At 62.8% G+C, this 18,812-nt stretch carries 19 protein-coding genes; 13 read left to right on the top strand and 6 right to left on the bottom strand.

Translation table 11 applies throughout. The annotated features are described in order from the left end of the window. The first annotated feature begins 274 nt into the window (after window positions 1-274). The 3 genes from potA to HWQ56_RS27655 are packed head-to-tail and all read left to right on the top strand — an operon-like array spanning window position 275 to window position 3,221. The gene (gene potA / locus HWQ56_RS27665; protein WP_158154522.1) at window positions 275-1,417 is read left to right on the top strand and encodes a polyamine ABC transporter ATP-binding protein; all 1,143 of its coding nucleotides are present in this window, start codon (window positions 275-277) and stop codon (window positions 1,415-1,417) included. Beyond that, a complete protein-coding gene (locus HWQ56_RS27660; protein WP_176572224.1) occupies window positions 1,414-2,334 on the top strand; it encodes an ABC transporter permease subunit in 921 nt (306 codons plus the stop codon). Before potA ends, HWQ56_RS27660 begins: the two co-directional genes overlap by 4 nt. Continuing rightward, window positions 2,331-3,221 (top strand): ABC transporter permease subunit, encoded by an 891-nt coding sequence (locus tag HWQ56_RS27655; RefSeq protein WP_158154520.1) that lies wholly within the window; start codon window positions 2,331-2,333, stop codon window positions 3,219-3,221. The genes HWQ56_RS27660 and HWQ56_RS27655 overlap by 4 nt, the downstream gene beginning before the upstream one ends. A 77-nt stretch (window positions 3,222-3,298) precedes the next feature. Here HWQ56_RS27655 and HWQ56_RS27650 read toward each other — a convergent pair whose 3' ends face one another. After that, on the bottom strand, window positions 3,299-5,674 hold the full coding sequence (locus HWQ56_RS27650) for a penicillin acylase family protein (protein ID WP_176572223.1): 2,376 nt from the start codon (window positions 5,672-5,674) through the stop codon (window positions 3,299-3,301). Window positions 5,675-5,695: 21 nt separating this feature from the next. Further along, window positions 5,696-6,274 (bottom strand): DUF6436 domain-containing protein, encoded by a 579-nt coding sequence (locus tag HWQ56_RS27645; RefSeq protein ID WP_176572222.1) that lies wholly within the window; start codon window positions 6,272-6,274, stop codon window positions 5,696-5,698. 96 nt (window positions 6,275-6,370) lie between these two features. Here HWQ56_RS27645 and bipL point away from each other — a divergent pair, with 96 nt between their 5' ends. After that, the gene (gene bipL / locus HWQ56_RS27640) at window positions 6,371-7,300 is read left to right on the top strand and encodes a phospholipase BipL (protein ID WP_176572221.1); all 930 of its coding nucleotides are present in this window, start codon (window positions 6,371-6,373) and stop codon (window positions 7,298-7,300) included. 31 nt (window positions 7,301-7,331) lie between these two features. Here the strand turns inward: bipL and HWQ56_RS27635 are convergent, their stop codons facing one another. Continuing rightward, entirely contained in the window at window positions 7,332-8,099 is a 768-nt protein-coding gene (locus HWQ56_RS27635; RefSeq protein ID WP_176572220.1) for a DUF2059 domain-containing protein, read from the bottom strand. Between the two features lie 142 nt (window positions 8,100-8,241). Here HWQ56_RS27635 and HWQ56_RS27630 point away from each other — a divergent pair, with 142 nt between their 5' ends. The 3 genes from HWQ56_RS27630 to HWQ56_RS27620 all read left to right on the top strand — a co-directional run bounded on the left by HWQ56_RS27630 (window position 8,242) and on the right by HWQ56_RS27620 (window position 9,903). Then, complete coding sequence (locus HWQ56_RS27630; protein ID WP_176572492.1) at window positions 8,242-8,874, top strand: 2OG-Fe(II) oxygenase; 633 nt, start codon at window positions 8,242-8,244, stop codon at window positions 8,872-8,874. A 1-nt stretch (window position 8,875) separates the two neighbouring features. After that, complete coding sequence (locus tag HWQ56_RS27625) at window positions 8,876-9,364, top strand: 2-thiouracil desulfurase family protein (RefSeq protein WP_176572219.1); 489 nt, start codon at window positions 8,876-8,878, stop codon at window positions 9,362-9,364. A gap of 101 nt (window positions 9,365-9,465) precedes the next feature. Continuing rightward, window positions 9,466-9,903, top strand: a complete 438-nt coding sequence (locus HWQ56_RS27620) for a DUF4399 domain-containing protein (RefSeq protein ID WP_158154513.1) — start codon at window positions 9,466-9,468, stop codon at window positions 9,901-9,903. A gap of 98 nt (window positions 9,904-10,001) precedes the next feature. Here the strand turns inward: HWQ56_RS27620 and serA are convergent, their stop codons facing one another. Further along, the gene (gene serA / locus HWQ56_RS27615) at window positions 10,002-11,231 is read right to left on the bottom strand and encodes a phosphoglycerate dehydrogenase (RefSeq protein WP_158157381.1); all 1,230 of its coding nucleotides are present in this window, start codon (window positions 11,229-11,231) and stop codon (window positions 10,002-10,004) included. Window positions 11,232-11,400: 169 nt separating this feature from the next. Between serA and HWQ56_RS27610 the strand changes: the two genes are divergently transcribed. The 3 genes from HWQ56_RS27610 to HWQ56_RS27600 all read left to right on the top strand — a co-directional run bounded on the left by HWQ56_RS27610 (window position 11,401) and on the right by HWQ56_RS27600 (window position 14,523). Then, window positions 11,401-12,795, top strand: coding sequence for an FAD-binding oxidoreductase (locus tag HWQ56_RS27610; protein WP_176572218.1), 1,395 nt, complete (start codon window positions 11,401-11,403; stop codon window positions 12,793-12,795). Window positions 12,796-12,825: 30 nt separating this feature from the next. Further along, complete coding sequence (locus HWQ56_RS27605) at window positions 12,826-13,491, top strand: fumarylacetoacetate hydrolase family protein (RefSeq protein ID WP_176572217.1); 666 nt, start codon at window positions 12,826-12,828, stop codon at window positions 13,489-13,491. 105 nt (window positions 13,492-13,596) lie between these two features. Continuing rightward, on the top strand, window positions 13,597-14,523 hold the full coding sequence (locus tag HWQ56_RS27600; protein WP_158157387.1) for an SdiA-regulated domain-containing protein: 927 nt from the start codon (window positions 13,597-13,599) through the stop codon (window positions 14,521-14,523). Window positions 14,524-14,624: 101 nt separating this feature from the next. Here the strand turns inward: HWQ56_RS27600 and rpiA are convergent, their stop codons facing one another. Beyond that, window positions 14,625-15,296, bottom strand: a complete 672-nt coding sequence (rpiA, locus tag HWQ56_RS27595; RefSeq protein ID WP_158157389.1) for a ribose-5-phosphate isomerase RpiA — start codon at window positions 15,294-15,296, stop codon at window positions 14,625-14,627. A 123-nt stretch (window positions 15,297-15,419) separates the two neighbouring features. Between rpiA and ilvA the strand changes: the two genes are divergently transcribed. Then, window positions 15,420-16,934, top strand: coding sequence for a threonine ammonia-lyase, biosynthetic (gene ilvA, locus HWQ56_RS27590; protein WP_176572216.1), 1,515 nt, complete (start codon window positions 15,420-15,422; stop codon window positions 16,932-16,934). Between the two features lie 43 nt (window positions 16,935-16,977). Continuing rightward, complete coding sequence (locus HWQ56_RS27585) at window positions 16,978-17,427, top strand: DUF2269 family protein (protein ID WP_176572215.1); 450 nt, start codon at window positions 16,978-16,980, stop codon at window positions 17,425-17,427. Between the two features lie 96 nt (window positions 17,428-17,523). Here the strand turns inward: HWQ56_RS27585 and HWQ56_RS27580 are convergent, their stop codons facing one another. Then, window positions 17,524-18,180, bottom strand: coding sequence for a histidinol-phosphatase (locus HWQ56_RS27580; RefSeq protein ID WP_158157395.1), 657 nt, complete (start codon window positions 18,178-18,180; stop codon window positions 17,524-17,526). 141 nt (window positions 18,181-18,321) lie between these two features. Between HWQ56_RS27580 and HWQ56_RS27575 the strand changes: the two genes are divergently transcribed. Beyond that, window positions 18,322-18,801 carry an RNA pyrophosphohydrolase gene (locus HWQ56_RS27575; RefSeq protein WP_008364786.1) on the top strand — a complete coding sequence of 160 codons (480 nt, stop codon included), beginning with the start codon at window positions 18,322-18,324 and terminating at the stop codon, window positions 18,799-18,801. Window positions 18,802-18,812 lie beyond the last annotated feature (11 nt).

Genomic DNA, 18,812 nt, shown 5'->3' with positions numbered 1-18,812 from the left:
TTTGCGACTCAGCGTCATCAAGGGTAAGTTGCGCGCCGGTTTTTTCCAAACGGTTGGCACGTTGCCGCCTGCCGCAGGCAGGAAACGAGGTAGTCAGTTGTTGCACTTTATTTTGCAAGGCCGTGCCCGCCGGGACTCACCAGAGGCCTATCGTGCACATTTGTAATGGAGCCGACGTCGTTGGCCGTTTCATACGACCTGAAGGAACAGGCTGCAAGAATCCAAGGTCCGCCTATCCGGGGCGGGCTGTAAAATTTTGTTGGGAGTTTCGTTAATGGCAGTTGCCTCCGGTGCCTATAAGAAAGCCCTCGAGGGCGATCAGCAACCTAAACAGGTGCTGGTCAAAATCGACCGGGTCACCAAGAAGTTCGACGAGACGGTTGCGGTCGACGACGTGTCGCTGCAAATCAACAAGGGCGAGATCTTTGCCCTGCTCGGCGGCTCCGGCTCGGGTAAATCCACCTTGCTGCGCATGCTGGCCGGTTTCGAACGGCCGACCGAGGGGCGTATCTACCTCGATGGCGTGGACATCACCGACATGCCGCCCTATGAGCGGCCGATCAACATGATGTTCCAGTCCTACGCGCTGTTCCCGCACATGACCGTGGCGCAGAACATTGCCTTCGGCCTGAAGCAGGACAAGATCCCGGCGGCCGAGATCGACGCACGTGTGGCCGAGATGCTCAAGCTGGTGCAGATGACCCAGTACGCCAAGCGCAAACCCCACCAGTTGTCCGGTGGCCAGCGCCAGCGCGTGGCCCTGGCCCGCTCGCTGGCCAAGCGCCCGAAGCTGCTGCTGCTCGACGAGCCCATGGGCGCGCTGGACAAGAAACTGCGTTCGCAGATGCAACTGGAGCTGGTGGAGATCATCGAACGCGTGGGCGTGACCTGCGTGATGGTGACCCACGACCAGGAAGAGGCCATGACCATGGCCCAGCGCATCGCCATCATGCACCTGGGCTGGATTGCTCAGATCGGCAGCCCCATCGACATCTATGAAACGCCTACCAGCCGCCTGGTGTGCGAGTTCATCGGCAACGTCAACCTGTTCGAAGGCGACGTGGTGGACGATGCCGAAGGCCATGCGCTGATCCACAGCCCGGAGCTGGAGCGCAATATCTATGTGGGCCACGGCATCAGCACTTCGGTGCAGGACAAGCACATCACCTACGCCATTCGCCCGGAAAAACTGTTGGTGACGGTCGAGCCGCCTGCCGGTGAGTACAACTGGTCGCGCGGCAAGGTACACGACATCGCCTACCTGGGCGGCCACTCGGTGTTCTACGTGGAGCTGCCGTGCGGCAAGCTGGTCCAGTCGTTCGTGGCCAACGCCGAACGTCGCGGCGCGCGGCCAACCTGGGATGACCAGGTGTACGTGTGGTGGGAAGACGACAGCGGCGTGGTACTGCGCTCATGAATACAAAAAACATCAAACGCATCCTGCATCGAATAACGCCCGGTGGCCGCCAACTGGTGATCGGCGTGCCGTTCCTGTGGCTGTTCCTGTTCTTCATGTTGCCGTTCTTCATTGTCCTGAAGATCAGCTTCGCTGAAGCGGACGTGGCGATTCCGCCGTACACCGAGATCTACACCTACGTCGACCAGAAGATCCAGTTGCTGCTCAACCTGGGCAACTACGCAATGCTGGGCGATGACGACCTGTACATCTCCGCGTACCTGGGTTCGCTGAAAATGGCGTTCTTCAGCACGCTGTTGTGCCTGGTGATCGGCTATCCCATGGCCTACGCCATTGCCCGTGCCCGCAAGGAAGTGCAGACGGTGCTGTTGCTGCTGATCATGATGCCGACCTGGACGGCGATCCTGATTCGCGTCTACGCCTGGATGGGTATCCTGAGCAACAACGGCCTGCTCAATGCCTTCCTGATGTGGCTGGGGCTGATCGACCAACCGTTGCAGATCCTCAACACCAACCTGGCGGTGTACATCGGCGTGGTCTATTCGTACCTGCCGTTCATGATCCTGCCGTTGTTCGCCAACCTGGTGAAGCACGATGAAAGCTTGCTGGAAGCCGCATCCGACCTGGGTTCGAGCACCTTCAACAGCTTCTGGAAGATCACCGTGCCGCTGTCCAGGAACGGTATCATCGCCGGTTGCATGCTGGTGTTCATTCCAGTAGTGGGTGAGTTCGTGATTCCCGAGCTGCTGGGCGGCCCGGAAACCCTGATGATCGGCCGTGTGCTGTGGCAAGAGTTCTTCAACAACCGTGACTGGCCGGTGGCGTCTGCCCTGGCGGTAGTGATGCTGGCGATCCTGATCGTGCCCATCCTGCTCTTCAACCGTAGTCAGGCCAAAGAGATGGAGGGCAAGGTATGAAACGTTTCAGTTTTTCCAGCCTGATGCTGGTGCTGGGCCTGGTGTTCATCTATGCGCCCATGGTCATTCTGGTGATCTACTCGTTCAACGCCTCCAAGCTGGTGACGGTATGGGGCGGCTGGTCGGTGAAGTGGTATGTGGGCCTGGTGGATAACACCCAGTTGATGGGCTCGGTGGCCCGTTCGCTGGAAATCGCCTGCTACACGGCCATCGCCGCGGTGATCCTGGGTACCCTGGCAGCGTTCGTGCTGACCCGTGTGGCGCGCTTCAAGGGCCGTACGCTGTTTGGCGGCCTGGTGACCGCGCCGCTGGTGATGCCCGAGGTCATCACCGGTCTGTCGCTGTTGCTGCTGTTCGTGGCCATGGCCCAGGCCATCGGCTGGCCCCAGGAGCGTGGCATCGCCACCATCTGGATCGCCCACACCACGTTCTGTGCCGCCTATGTGGCGGTAGTGGTGTCGGCGCGCTTGCGCGAGCTGGACCTGTCCATCGAGGAGGCGGCCATGGACCTGGGGGCGCGCCCATGGAAAGTGTTCATGCTGATCACCATTCCCATGATCGCCCCTTCGCTGGCGGCCGGCGGCATGATGTCGTTTGCCCTGTCGCTGGACGACCTGGTGCTGGCCAGCTTCGTGTCGGGCCCGGGTTCCACCACCCTGCCGATGGAAGTGTTCTCGGCCGTGCGCCTGGGCGTGAAGCCGGAGATCAACGCCGTGGCCAGCCTGATCCTGCTGACCGTTTCCATCTTCACCTTCCTGGTGTGGTTCTTCACCCGCCGGGCCGAAGAGCGCCGCAAGCGCGCGATTCAGGCGGCCATCGAAGAAGCCGCGGCCGATGGCTGGAAACAGCCCGACCCGCGCCGTGCGCAAGCGCCGATAGCCGCATGACACAAGGCCCTTCGGGGCCTTGTTCGTTACAGGGCATCGCCATTTTCCTGTGGCACCGGCAGGGGGTGGGTAGCCGTCTACCTCGCCGGTACCAGGTTCATGGTACTGACCGTTCCGTTGGCCACATCCGCCGGGTCAATCAGCACTTGATGGTATTTGCCATCGATGTAGTCCTGGGCCTGATCGCTGTAATGCGCATCGAACAGCACCCCGCTTTGCCCCACCGGGTTGATGGTGGTGGCATGGGCCGGGTCGGCGAAGTCGATGACGCGGCGGGTCGAAGGGCCATAGCCGACGTGCCATGGCGCAGGCCCCAGCCGCCCGGACAGGTTGTTCGGTACCTCATGGCTGCCCGGTGCCGCGAACGGGCCGACGTTGAATAGCCGATCCAGTGGTTTCTGGCTGCCCAGCGGGTGTTCATGGGTGAGGGTATGGGCCTTGCCCCATTGCCATTGGCCAGGGTCGTCGCCCAGGGTTGCCTTGAGCTGGCGCAGGGTATTGCCCCAGGCCAGCCGGACGATATCGGCGCGTGTCTCATGGGCTGCCGACGCGCGGTCATCCCACCACGGGGAGTCTTCATCTGCCGCCAGGCGGGGCAGGGCGGTGTCCAGTTCGCGGGTGGCCAGCAGGGTATCGAACATGGCGTCACCCAGTTCATCGTGCATGGCGGCATAGGTCAGGTCGTAGAGGAACTCGCTGAAGACCGTGGCCGGGACCGAGTCCAGCGGATAGTCACCCTGCCAGCGCCCCAGTTGCTCCACCAGCGCCTTTTCCCCCGGTTCGCTCACCACCTGCCGTAGCACCGGCAGCAACGGCGCCAGCACGCGCTGGGCGTAGCCTGTGCGGGTACCCAGTTGCAGGGCCTGGGCGTGGGCACTGTCCCATTTCACGCTGTCGTCATTCAGTTGGCTGAACAGCTGCTGGCCACGGTCGGCCAGGTTGTAATAACCGGGAATCTCGATGCCCTGCGGCGACACCGGCTGGAAGTTGGCCGAAACGATGAAACCCCGGGCGGGGTTTTCTTCCTGGGGGTTGGCACTGAAGGGGTAGAAGCCCAGCTTGTCGGCATCACGGCCACTGCCATCGAGAATGAACATGGGCTGCACGCCCGCGGGGCGAATGGGTAGTTGCGCCGCCGCCCACCAACCGATATCACCCTTGGCGTTGGCCCAGATGAAGTTCAGGCCCGGCGCCTGTACCTTGGCGGCCGCGGCGCGCATCTTGGCCAGGGTGTCGGCGCGGTTGATTTCGTAGAAACCCTCGAGAATGGGGTTCTGCGACTCCAGGAACGACCACCACATGGCGATGGGCGTGGTGGGTGCCACTTTACCCAAGGCGTCGTTGACGATGGGCCCATGGGGCGAGCGGCGCAGGGTGATGGTCACCGGCTCTTCACCCTTGACGGCTATCTGCTCCTGGGTGGTTTGCAGGTCTACCCACTGGTCGTGGTACCAGACCTGGTTCGGGTTGCCTGGGTTGACCTTTTCGGCCACCAGGTCCAGGTCGTCGTTCTGGAACATGGTCAGGCTCCAGCCGAACTCCTTGTTCTGGCCCAGGGTGGCGAAGGCGCCAAGTGCCTGGTGGTAGCCGTAAAGTTCGAAGCCCGGTGCGGACAGGTGGGCCTCATACCATACCGAGGGCACCGAGAAGCGGATGTGCGGGTCGCCGGCCAGCAGCGGTCTGCCGCTGGCGGTGCGGTTGCCCGCGATCACCCAGGCATTGCTGCCTTCGAACTGGGGCAGGCCGGCCTCTTGCAGTGCCTGCTGGCTCAGGCGTGCCATGGTGTTCAGGCTTTTCCAGTCCTCGGCCGCCAGTGGTAACGCACCCTGGGGGTGCCAGTCGATGTCGAATACCTTCAGGTACCCGGCGCCCAGTTGGTCGCGCACGAATGTCAGCATGGGCTCGGTGCGGAAGGCGGCGGCGAAGCTGTAGGCCATGTAGCCGGTGACGCTGAAGATGTCCTGGGCCGTGAAGGGCCGCGGGGTAATCCCCAGCGCATCGAACTCCATGGGGCTAGGGTGGCTGGCCTGGTATTGGTTGATGCCATCCAGGTAGGCCTCTATGGCTTTCCAACTGGGTGACTGGCGATCTTCGCGAGCCAGGGCGACCTCGGCCTGGTCGCGAATGCGCAGGCTGCGGAACAGGGTGTCGGTGGCTACCAGCCTGGGCCCCAGCACCTCGGCGAGTTCACCGCGGGCCAGGCGGCGCATCATCTCCATCTGGAACAAGCGGTCCTGGGCCTGTACGTAGCCCAGGGCGCGGTACAGGTCGGCCTGGTTCTGCGCCTGGATGTGCGGCACACCGCGCCCGTCATAGCGCACGCTGACGGGCGCCTGCAGATGTTGCAGGGCTATTTCACCGCTGCGTCGAGGTTGCTTGCCGTGGATGTACCAGGCACCGCCGCCAACGGCGGCGGCGATCAGAACGGCGAGGACGGTGAGGCTGCGTTTCATCGGAAGTCCTTTAGTGATGCCTCATGGCCCGGCACTGTCCCACGGGCAATAGCAACCCTGGGCCAGGGTATGGGTGGCGTTCACGGCACGCCCTTCGGTCAGCGCCTTGAGAATCGGCTCAATGAAGCTGTTGCTCGAATCGCAGGTCGCGCCTTCGCTGTAGGGGCCGAAGTAGGCGAGCTGGCCTTTCTGGTCCCAGATTGCCACGGCGGGGCTGGCCGGCACGCCTTCGCTGCCATGGATGGCCGCAAGGGCCTTGAAACTGTCCAGATTGGCCGGTAGCTGGCCGTGGCTGCCGGTTTTCTGCACGCTGTAGAACGTCACGCCCTGGGGGCCGAAATGTGCCTGCAACTCACTCAGGTGCTGCTGGTTGCCCACGTTGCACGGGCAGGCCGGCTCCCAGAAATGCACCAGGCGGATCGGGCCGGGGCCGGCCAGTGCCGGGGGCAGTTGCAGGCGGTCGCCTTCGAAAAGTGTGGCATGTTCGCTGAACGCTCGGATGTAGCGGGACTCGAACCAGTCATAGGCCAGCCACAGCGTGGCCACGCAGATCAGGGCCAGCAGGGTGAGGAGCAGGGTTTTGCGGCGCGAGGCAGACATAAAGGCTCGATCCGTAACAGGACACCCAGCTTGCCATGCCTGGCCATAGAGAAGAATATCGGAGGTGTGTTTATTCGCTTACCGCTGCGAGACCTTATGCCCGCCACGTTCCGGCCAGACGCGCTTCGCGCAAGCCTCAAGCCCCTGGCCGCCCACCTGCCTCTCTCCGAGGAAGCGATGGCCTACCAGCGCTTCTACGGCATCGACCTGCCGTGCCAGACCTGGCTGGGCCGTTTCGAGGCAGCCGGTTACGAGCTGGTAAGCCAGGTCTGGCTACCGCCATCACCGGTCGCGACGCTGGTGCTGCTGCATGGTTTCTATGATCACATGGGCCTGTATCGGCACGTGATCCGTTGGGCGCTGGAGCATGGTTTCGCGGTGATTTCGGGCGACCTCCCAGGCCACGGGCTGTCCAGTGGCGAACGGGCACGCATCGATGACTTCGACGACTACCAGGCGGCCTTGAGCGGCCTGTTCGCCGAGGCCGCCAGCATTGGCTTGCCGCAGCCCTGGCACCTGATGGGCCAGAGCACCGGCGGCGCGATTGTCCTCGACCATTTGCTGCACCACGGCCCCGATAGCCCGGCGCAGGGCCAGGCGATCCTGTTGGCGCCGCTGGTGCGCCCGCGTGGCTGGCGCTGGTCCCAGGTCAGCTATCGGCTGCTCAGCCCCTTCGTCAGCGGCATTGCCCGGCGCTTCAGTGAAAACACCAATGACCCTGAATTCATGCCGTTCCTGCAGGCAGACCCGTTGCAACCCATTCGTCTTCCTACCGCCTGGGTAGGTGCGCTGGTCAACTGGGTGCCACGGATAGAAGCCGCGCCGGTCAGCACGCGTTCGCCGCTGATCGTGCAGGGCGACGCTGACATGACGGTGGACTGGCAACACAACCTCGGTGTGCTGCAGGCCAAGTTTCGCAGCCCCCAGGTGCTGATGCTGCCGGGGGCACGGCATCATTTGGCCAATGAAGTGGTACCGATCAGGGAGCGGTATTTTTCATTTGTGGGTGAGTGGCTGGGGCGCTGACCTGATCATGTGGTTCAGCACCTGGGCGGTCTCAGGTGCCAGGCTTCGGCGGGTTGAGACTCGACGTGCTCTGGCCCACTGCCAGACTGGCCCGCACCGCTGCCAGCGCCGCCTTGTAATAGGCCTGCCCTTCGGGCGACTCGGCGAAGTTGGCGAATTCCTCCAGTTCCGGGTCCGACAGGTCGCGGTACACATATAGCAGGGTGTTATCCAGCTCGGTGCCGATCTGCCCCATCAGGCGCTGGCGCTGGCCGTCGAGCATGCCTTGGGCCTGGTCACTGCCCAGCAGGCCGGGAATCATCTGGCTGAGGCTGTCGGCGGCGACGCCGGCGATGGCCAGGCTGACTTCGGCGCCGGCCTCGCGGGCGGGCAAGGCGCGTGACAGGTGGCCGATGATCAGTGCGCGGGTATCGCTGACCTGCATGTGCGGCAGGCCCTGGGCGTTCTTGGCCAGTTGGTCGCGGCGGGTGGCCAAAAGCTCGGCGGCCACCACTTTGCGCCCCAGCGGCGACTGGAAAAAGGCCAGGGCCGGGTTGGGGTCGGCAAGGGTCTGGCGCAGCCGGGTTTCGGCGCGCTGGTCCATGGCCTGGGGCGCGAAACGCTGGTCGCTGTTATTGACCAGGGCCTGGAATACCGCGGGGGGCAAGCTGTTCTGGTAGCGCTGCTGGGCTGCTTTCAGGGCGTCGGTGAAATGCGCCCGCTGCTCTGGCCAGCCAGCGACCTTGTACAACTGGTCGTGACTGTCTGCCCATGCAGGCAGGGTGCAGCACATGATCAAAAGGAAAAACAAACGGCGCATCAGGGACTCCTGTCGGCAGGCCGCCATTGTCCGTGGCCGGGCAGGGCTTTGTCGAGAATTCGTAACAAGCGGCGCAACATAATCGACGTGCTGCGCGTCGGGGGCCAAGTGGCTCTGTCCGTTTCGTGGGCACATGGATACTATGCGCGGCATGCAAATATCCTCTGATCATCCGCTGCTGCTCTCTATCGTCGACGACCTGGCCGAGCGCGGGTGGTCGCAGCAGGACTTGTTCCTGCCCCCGGCCCTTGTCGCGGCGCTGGCGGCCGAGTGTCGCCAGCGTGCGGCCCAAGGCGAGCTGGCACCTGCCGCGGTCGGCCGTGGCCCCGCGCAGGAAATCCGCGAGGGTATTCGCGGCGACCGTATCCAGTGGCTGGAGTCCGGTGAGTCGAGCGCCTGCGACCAGTACCTGGCGCTGATGGATGCCCTGCGCGAAGCCCTCAACCGCGGGCTGTTCCTGGGCCTGGAGGATTTTGAGTGCCACTTCGCCCTGTACCCGCCCGGGGCCTTTTACCGCAAGCATGTGGACCGCTTCCGGGATGACGACCGGCGCATGGTCTCGGCGGTTGTCTACCTGAACGAGGCGTGGGCCCCGGAACACGGCGGGCAACTGCGTATGTACCTCGAACAGGATCGCGAGCACGACGTCGCGCCGACCGGCGGCTGCCTGGTGGTATTCCTGTCGGGTGAAGTGCCCCATGAAGTCATGCCGGCCATGCATGACCGCCTGTCGTTGACGGGCTGGTTCCGCCGCCGTGGCAACGAGCCCTTCTGATATGCACAAGGTGCTGGTCAGCCGCTGCCTGCTGGGCCACCGGGTGCGCTATGACGGCGGTGCCAGCGGCCCCTTCGACCAGCTCGACGCGTGGCTGGCCGAAGGCCGTGTCGTTGGCCTGTGCCCCGAGGTGGCCGGAGGCTTGCCCACCCCGCGCCCGGCGGCCGAGATTCCGGGTGGCCAGGGTATGCAGGTGCTGGAAGGGCAAGCGCTGGTGCTGACAGCGGCGGGCGAGGACTTCACCGCTGCCTTCATGCGCGGCGCCCAGCTGGCGCTGCAGGCGGTACGCCGGCATGGCATCCGCGTCGCGGTGCTCAAGGCCAACAGCCCCTCGTGCGGAAATACGCTGACCTACGACGGGACGTTCACCGCCACCAAGGTGCAGGGTGAAGGCGTTACCGCGGCACTGTTGCGACGTGAAGGGGTGCAGGTATTCAACGAGCAACAGCTGGCCGAGGCCGCCCAGGCGCTGGCAGCGTTGGAAAACTAGATGAAACCTGCTCTGGCACAGGCCTTCCAGCGCGCCGTACCCTGACGAAATAGGCTAAGGTGTTTCCAGACAAAACCGGAAACATATCCTGGAGTTCCCCGATGAAATCTCTTTTTTGCCGCGCTGCCGTTGCTGGACTGCTGATGGGCGCCTCGTTGCTGGCCAGTGCCGATGACCTGAAAAGTGTCGAAGCGCCAGCGGGTGCCAAGGTGTTCATCGTTTCCCCTGCCGACGGTGCTACCGTCGACAAGACCTTCACCGTCAAATTCGGCATCGAAGGCATGAAGCTGGCCCCGGCTGGCGACCCGACCCCGAACACCGGCCACCACCACCTGCTGGTAGACGTTGACCAGCAACCGCCAGCCGACCAGCCGCTCCCGGTAACCGACCATATCCTGCACTTCGGCAAGGCGCAGACCGAGACCACCCTGACCCTGGCCCCGGGCAAGCACACCTTGCAACTGCTGCTGGCGGACCGCTTCCATGTGCCGTTCAAGCCGGCGGTGGAATCGAAGAAGATCACCGTTACGGTTAAATAACGTGCCTCCTGGCCCCCCCCCGCAGGACCAGATGAAAAAGTATGAAAGCAAAAAAGGGGAGGCCCGAAGGCCTCCCCTTTTTCATGACGCAGGTGTGCTTAGAACAGAACGCGGCTACGAATGGTGCCGTTGATCTGTTGCAGCTTGGCCTGGGCCAGGTCCGAGTATTCGGCGTCGACGTCGATGACCACGTAACCGACTTTCTCGTTGGTCTGCAGGAACTGACCGGAGATGTTGATGCCGTTCTCGGCGAACACCTTGTTGATCTCGCTGAGCACGCCCGGGATGTTTTCGTGGATGTGCAGCAGGCGGTGCTTGCCCGGGTGAGCTGGCAGGGCCACTTCCGGGAAGTTGACCGACGAAACCGAGGTACCGTTGTCGCTGTACTTGACCAGCTTCTCGGCCACTTCCAGGCCGATATTGGCCTGGGCCTCGGCAGTGGAGCCACCGATGTGCGGGGTCAGGATCACGTTGTCCAGGCCGCGCAGCGGGCTTTCGAAGATGTCGTCGTTGGAGCGCGGCTCCACCGGGAACACGTCGATGGCCGCGCCGATCAGGTGCTGGTCCTTGATGGCGGCTGCCAGGTGGTCCAGCTCGACCACGGTGCCACGGGCAGCGTTGATCAGGATGCCACCCTTCTTGATGGCGCGGATTTCCTTCTCGCCGATCATCCACTGGGTGGCGGCGGTTTCAGGTACGTGCAGCGAGACGATGTCGGACATGCCCAGCAGTTCGGTCAGGCTGGCTACCTGGGTAGCGTTGCCCAGCGGCAGTTTGGTGATGGTGTCATAGAAGAACACCTGCATGCCCAGGCCTTCGGCCAGTACCGACAGTTGGGTACCGATGGAGCCGTAGCCGACGATGCCCAGCTTCTTGCCACGGATCTCGAAGGAGTTGGCCGCGCTCTTGATCCAGCCACCGCGGTGGCAGGAAGCGTTCTTCTCGGGGATGCCGCGCAGCAGCAGGATGGCCTCGGCCAGCACCAGTTCGGCTACCGAACGGGTGTTGGAGTACGGCGCGTTGAACACGGCGATACCGCGCTCGCGAGCCGCGTCCAGGTCAACCTGGTTGGTGCCGATGCAGAAGCAGCCGACGGCGACCAGTTTTTTCGCACAATCGAAGAGCTCTTCGGTCAGCTGGGTGCGGGAGCGGATACCGATGAAGTGAGCATCGGCGATCTTTTCCTTCAGCTCGGCCTCGGGCAGCGACTTGGTGTGGTACTCGATATTCGAATACCCGGCGGCCTTGAGAACGTCGACGGCGGATTGGTGGACGCCTTCGAGAAGAAGGAACTTGATCTTGCTCTTATCGAGAGAAGTCTTGCTCATCTGCGTAAACCTGTGTCCCGGAGAAAAATGGCAGGAAGTGTAGCGATCGCGGATCGGCCGGAAGCACGATTAGCGGGGGGGCGTATGCTAGCATATCCCCCCTTGGTAAGCCCATCCCTGGGACGTGAAGAGTACTCAGGGTGACTATGAACAGTTCGAGAGTTCAGCAATGACCCATTCTGCGTTTCTTGAAGAGCTTCACACCCTGGTCGACCCCGGCAAAGTACTCACCGATGCCGACTCGCTGGAGGCTTACGGCAAGGACTGGACGAAACAATTCGCCCCTGCCCCCAGTGCCATCGTGTTCCCCAAGACTACCGAGCAGGTTCAGGCCATCGTGCGCTGGGCCAACACCCACAAGGTGGCGCTGGTACCGTCTGGCGGGCGCACCGGCCTTTCCGCCGCCGCGGTGGCCACCAATGGCGAAGTGGTGGTGTCGTTCGACTATATGAACAAGACAGGCGCCGTGAACACCGTTGATCGGACAGTGGTGTGCCAACCTGGGGTCATCACCAAGCAATTGCAGAACCTGGCCAAGGACCACGACCTCTACTACCCGGTAGACTTCGCCTCATCGGGCTCCAGCCAGATTGGCGGCAACATCGGCACCAATGCCGGTGGGATCAAGGTCATTCGCTACGGCATGACCCGCAATTGGGTCGCTGGTCTGAAAGTGGTCACCGGCAAGGGGGACTTGCTGGAGCTGAACAAGGACCTGATCAAGAACGCTACCGGCTATGACCTGCGCCAGCTGTTCATCGGCGCCGAAGGCACCCTGGGCTTCGTCGTGGAAGCCACCATGCGCCTGGACCGGGCCCCGAAGAACCTGACCGCCATGGTGCTGGGCACACCGGACTTTGATTCGATCATGCCAGTGCTGCATGCGTTTCGCGGCAAACTGGACCTTACCGCCTTCGAATTTTTTTCCGACAAGGCCTTGGCCAAGGTCATGGCCCGGGGCGATGTGCCGCCGCCGTTCACTACCGAATGCCCGTTCTATGCCTTGCTGGAGTTCGAGGCCACTACCGAGCAAGTGTCCAACGAGGCATTGGCCACCTTCGAGCACTGCGTCGAGCAAGGCTGGGTCATCGATGGGGTGATGAGCCAGAGCGAGCAGCAGCTGGCCAACCTCTGGAAACTGCGTGAGTACATCTCCGAAACCATCTCGCACCGCACGCCCTACAAGAACGACATCTCGGTGACGGTGGCCCAGGTGCCGGCGTTTCTGAAGGAAATTGACGCGATCGTCAGTGAAAGCTACCCCGACTTCGAAGTGGTCTGGTACGGCCACATCGGTGACGGCAACCTGCACCTCAATATCCTCAAGCCTGAAGACCTGGACAAGGAAGCGTTCTTCGCCAAGTGCGTCAGCGTCAACAAGGCAGTATTCGAGACCGTGCAGAAGTACAACGGCTCCATTTCGGCCGAGCACGGCGTGGGGCTGGTCAAGCGGGACTACCTGAACTACAGCCGCAGCGAAGCGGAAATCCAGTACATGAAAGCCCTGAAGGCGGTGTTCGACCCCAACGGCATCATGAATCCGGGCAAGATCTTTGCTGTTTGATTCGCAGTTTTCCCATCAAGGAGTCGGGCAATGAGCTATCAACACCAATACCTCGACGGTACCCATATTCATTTTCCTGTGGGCAAGGTGGTGTGCATCGGGCGCAACTACGCCGAGCACGCCAAGGAACTCAACAACCCCGTGCCCACCGAACCGCTGCTGTTCATCAAGCCGGGCAGCTGCGTGGTGCCAACCGAAGGCGGGTTCAAGATCCCCACCGACCGGGGTTCGGTGCATTACGAAGCGGAAATCGCCGTGCTGCTGGGCAAGTCCCTGTCCACCAGGCCCACGGAAGAAGAAGTGCTGGATGCCATTTCCGGTTTCGCTCCGGCCCTGGACCTGACCCTGCGTGACGTGCAGAGCAAGCTCAAGGAAAAAGGCCTGCCATGGGAGCTGGCCAAGGCGTTCGATGGCGCCTGTGTGCTGGCCCCATTCGTGGTGGGCAGTACTTTCCCGGACGTGACCGACATCCCGATCCGTCTGACCATCAACGGTGAAGTGCGCCAGGACGGCAACAGCAACCTGATGCTCAACCCCATCGTGCCGATGATCCAGTACATGGCGGCCAACTTCTCGCTGCTGGCCGGCGACGTGATTCTGACCGGCACGCCGGCCGGGGTGGGGGCGCTGAACCCGGGTGATGAACTGGTGCTGGAGCTGCCGGGCGCCAGTCGTTTCGAAACTGTCGTGAGCTGACGGCCAGGTTTTTGCTTTTTTTTCACACGTCATCCGGATAATACGGCTTGATCACCCTGAGCGCCTTCGCGCCCAGGGTTGCCGTATTCTCAGGAAGATATCGACATGGCCGTACCTCCCTCTCTTTCCCCGGCTGCGCACGAGCGCAAGCCGCGCCTCATGACGCGCTGGTATGTCTGGCTGCTGATCGTGGCCGCTGCCTATGCTATCGCCGCAGTCATGCACTGGGACACCCGGGTCAAACTCTGGGTGGTGGAGCGCATGACCCCGCAGGCGCAACGCGATGCGGCGGTGTGGTTGCCGGACTATCGCGCCTTCATCGACGGCAAGGCGCTGCCCGGCATGGAGAAGGACGAAGCCTCTGACCTGACCTACAACCCCGACACCAGGACGCTGTTCTCGGTGATGGGCAAGAACGCCTTTCTGGTGGAGCTGACCCTGGAAGGCGACGTGCTGCGCAAAATGCCGCTCAAGGGTTGGTCGAACCCGGAAGGGGTGGCCTACATCGGCGGTGGCAAGATGGCCATTACCGATGAGCGCCAGCACCTGATGACGGTGGTCAAGGTGACCGCGGACACCCAGGCCTTGACCCTGGCCGATTGGCCGCAGTTCGACCTGGGGCCATCGGCGAATCAGAACAAAGGTTATGAAGGCATCGCCTGGGACCCGCGCCGCGGGCAACTGCTGTTGGGTGAGGAGCGCCCGGCGGCCATGTACAGCCTGAAGGTCGATGCCAATGGGCAATGGCAGGGGGCCAAGGTCAAGTTGCCGTTCAGCACTCTGAATCTGCGCAACCTGTCTTCCCTGGGCATCGACCCGCGTACGGGCAACACCCTGGTGCTGTCGGCGGATTCGCACATGCTGCTGGAACTGGACCCCAGCGGTCGCCAGGTCAGCTACATGACGTTGCTGGGCGGCTTGAACGGCCTGAAAGACACCATTCCGCGCGCAGAAGGCGTGGCCATGGACGAAAGCGGCACCCTCTACATGGTCAGCGAACCGAACCTGTTCTACGTGTTCCGCAAGTTCTGAGTATCGCTTGAACCTCTGTGGCCCGGGCGAAGCTCGGGAAGACGGCAGCACGGCGCATCTGATGTTGCGTTGTGGCTTCTTCCCGGGCAGAGGTGAGGCTATTACCGGGTGAGGGTTTTCACGCCTTCAGGCGTGCCGAGCAACAGCAAATCGGCCGGGCGCGAGGCGAACAGGCCGTTGGTGACCACACCGACAATGGCGTTGATCTGCACTTCCAGCGCCACCGGATCAGTGATCTGCATGTTGTGCACGTCCAGGATGATGTTGCCGTTGTCGGTCACAACCCCTTCACGGTACACCGGGTCGCCGCCCAGCTTCACCAGCTGGCGCGCCACGTGGCTGCGGGCCATGGGAATGACTTCCACCGGCAGCGGGAAAGCGCCCAGCACCGGCACCAGCTTGCTGCCATCGGCGATGCAGATGAACGTCTTGGCCACGGCCGCGACGATCTTCTCGCGGGTCAGGGCCGCGCCGCCGCCTTTGATCAGGTTCAGGTGTTCGTCGCTCTCGTCGGCGCCGTCGATGTAGAACTCCAGGTCGCTGACCGTATTCAGTTCATACACCGGAATGCCATGGCCCTTGAGGCGCGCGGCGGTGGCTTCGGAGCTGGCAACGGCGCCGTCGAAGGCACCCTTGTGCTGGGCCAGGGCATCGATGAAGCAGTTGGCGGTCGAACCGGTGCCGACGCCGACGATGCTCTTGTCGTCCAGCTTGGGCAGAATGAAGTCGACAGCAGCCTGGGCGACGGCCTGTTTGAGTTGGTCCTGGGTCATGCGGGCTCCGGAGCGGGCACAAAGTAGCGGGGGAAGGGCGGCATTATACCCGTTTGCTGTGGTCCTTGGCGGGAACGCTGGGGTAGACTCCCAGGTCTTGCTCAACCGCCAGTGATGCTTCCGATGCTCGAACAGTACGTTAAGAAGATCCTCACCTCGCGCGTCTACGACGTCGCTGTGGAAACCCCTCTGCAGGCCGCCGGCCAGCTGTCCAAACGCCTTGGCAACCAGATTCTGCTCAAGCGTGAAGACCTGCAGCCGGTGTTCTCCTTCAAGATTCGCGGCGCCTACAACAAGCTGGCGCAGTTGAGCGACGAAGAACGTGCCCGTGGCGTCGTCACCGCCTCGGCGGGCAACCACGCCCAGGGCCTGGCCCTGGCGGCGCGGGAAATGGGCGTGAAAGCCACCATCGTGATGCCCAAGACCACTCCCGAGATCAAGGTCGAAGGCGTGCGCTCGCGCGGCGGCAAGGTGGTGTTGCATGGCGACTCCTTCCCCGAGGCGCTGGCCTATTCGCTGAAGCTGGTAGACGAAAAGGGCTACGTCTATATCCACCCTTATGACGACCCGCACACCATTGCCGGCCAGGGCACCGTGGCCATGGAGATCCTGCGCCAGCACCCGGGCAAACTGGACGCCATCTTCGTGCCGGTGGGCGGCGGCGGCCTGATCGCCGGTATCGCGGCCTACGTGAAGTACCTGCGCCCGGATATCAAGATCATCGGCGTGGAGCCTGACGACTCCAACTGCCTGCAAGCGGCCATGGCCGCGGGCGAGCGGGTGGTGTTGCCGTCGGTCGGCATCTTCGCCGACGGCGTTGCCGTGGCGCAGATCGGCCAGCACACCTTCGATATCTGCAAGGACTACGTGGACGACGTGATCACCGTCAGCACCGACGAGATCTGCGCGGCCATCAAGGACATCTACGACGACACCCGCTCCATCACCGAACCCGCTGGCGCCCTGGGCGTGGCCGGGATCAAGAAGTACGTGGAGCTGCACGGCGTCAGCGGCCAGACCCTGGTGGCCATCGATTCGGGTGCCAACGTCAACTTCGATCGCCTGCGCCACGTGGCCGAGCGTGCCGAGCTGGGTGAGGGCCGCGAAGCCATCATCGCCGTGACCATCCCCGAGCGTCCCGGTAGCTTCAAGGCGTTCTGCGAGGCCATCGGCAAGCGCCAGATCACCGAATTCAACTACCGCTACCACACCGGCCGCGAGGCGCACATTTTCGTTGGCGTGCAGACCCACCCCGACACCGACCCGCGCGCGGCGTTGGTGGCCAGCCTTGCCGAGCAGGGCTTCCCGGTGCTGGACCTGACCGATAATGAGCTGGCCAAGTTGCATATTCGCCACATGGTGGGCGGCCATGCGGTGCAGGTCAGCGATGAAATGGTCATGCGTTTCGAGTTCCCGGAGCGGCCTGGGGCGCTGTTCAACTTCCTCAACAAGTTGGGCGGGCGCTGGAACATCTCCATGTTCCATTACCGCAACCACGGTGCCGCCGACGGTCGCGTGGTGGCAGGCTTACAGGTCCCCGCCCACGAGCGAGGCCAGGTGGCCGCGGCCCTTGAGGAAATTGGCTACCCGTTCTGGGACGAAACCGATAACCCGGCGTATCGGCTGTTCCTCGGCTGACTGCTAGGCTGTACAGCATCGCCACACGCACAGGAGCTGCCCCATGGAAACCCTGAGCCTGCTGAAAATGCTCCATGGCATCGCCACCGCCCTGCTGCTGGGCAGTGTGGCGGCGGTGCTGTTCCAGACCTGGCGCGGTTGGCGCGCCGGCAACAAGTCGGCCTTCGCCCAGACCCTGCAACGCCCGTGGCTGTATGCCTGGGTGCTGATGGGGCTGAGTGTGGCCAGCTTTCCGTTCACCGGCTGGTGGATGATGCACACCGTGGGCTGGCCGTTGGGCCAGGCCTGGCTGTTGGGCGGCTCGGTGCTGTACGTGGTGGGCGTGTTCGGGTTTTTGCTGTTGCTGCGCCGCACCATCCGCTGGCGCCAGGCCGCGGCGGCCTATAACCAGGTACAGGTGGTGCGTCAGCGCAAACTGGCAGCCGTGTTCGCCGGGGTGTCGCTGGTGGTGCTGGTGGCCATTCTGGTGTTGATGCTGGCCAAACCCGTCTAGAGCGGGCGTGTCGTATTCCCGTGCCTGGCCTGGTCCCGCAAGATGCTGCACATATCCAGTGGGAGCAGGCGAAGCTCGAGAAGCGCGACGCCGACTTCAATCGCGCAGTGACATGATCCGCCAGCCGCGGCGCTGGGCCTCGGCCAGCAGGTTCGGGTCGGCATCCACCACCACCGGGTTCGCGACCTTCTCCAGCAGGGGCAAGTCGTTCATCGAGTCGCTATAGAAGTAGCTGCCCTCCAGGTTCATGCCGTTTTCTTCCATCCAGCGGTTCAGCCGCGCCACCTTGCCTTCGCGGAAGCACGGCACGTCGGTGCTGCGGCCGGTATAACGACCATCAGCCATCTCGCATTCGGTGGCCAGCAGCGTATCAACCCCCAGGCGCTCGGCGATCGGGCCGGTCACGAAGCGGTTGGTGGCGGTGATGATGACCAGCTTGTCGCCCGCATCGCGGTGCTGCTGCAGCAGTGCCAACGCCTTGGGCAGAATGATCGGTTCGATGCAGTCGCGCATGAAGTCGGCATGCCATTCGGCCAGTTGGGCCATGTCGGTGGCGGCGAGGATCTCCAGGCTGAAGTTCAGGTAGTCGGTCAGGTTCAACTGGCCGGCCAGGTAGTCCTGGTAGAAGGCATCGTTGCGATTCTTGTATTCCACTGGGTCGAGGATGCCGCGCTCGCACAGGTAATCGCCCCAGGCGTGGTCACTGTCGCCACCAAGCAGGGTGTTGTCGAGGTCGAATAAAGCCAGGCGCATGGAAGTTACTCGTCTAAAAACCGGAAAAGACCCACAGAATACGGACTTTTCACAACAGTGCACATAAGGTATGCGGGTGCGTTGCTGCCTTGACGATCTTTGTGGAACAATGCCAAGACATGCGTTTGCGAGGTTGCTGCCGTGATCGACCCCGATGGTTTCCGTCCCAATGTCGGCATTATTCTGACCAATGATGCCGGACAGGTGCTATGGGCTCGTCGTATCAATCAGGATGCCTGGCAGTTTCCCCAGGGGGGGATCAACCCCCAGGAGACGCCGGAAGAGGCCTTGTACCGCGAGTTGAATGAAGAAGTGGGGCTGGAGCGACAAGATGTTGAAATTCTTGCCTGCACCCGCGGCTGGTTGCGTTATCGTTTACCTCAACGCCTGGTGCGTACCCACAGCCAACCGCTGTGCATCGGGCAGAAGCAGAAGTGGTTTCTCTTGCGCCTGGTGTCCAACGAGCAGCGCGTGAGAATGGATTTGACCGGTAAACCGGAATTCGATGGCTGGCGCTGGGTCAGCTATTGGTACCCGCTGGGCCAGGTGGTGACATTCAAGCGCGAGGTGTATCGCCGCGCTCTCAAAGAGCTTGCCCCGCGCCTGCTGGCGCGCGACTGACGACGGAGTTC

Origin of the sequence: Pseudomonas eucalypticola, from assembly GCF_013374995.1 — a bacterium.
GTDB classification, from domain to species: domain Bacteria; phylum Pseudomonadota; class Gammaproteobacteria; order Pseudomonadales; family Pseudomonadaceae; genus Aquipseudomonas; species Aquipseudomonas eucalypticola.
The sequence above is the reverse complement of the archived record's forward strand: the minus strand, read 5'-3'. Positions and strand labels throughout refer to the sequence as shown.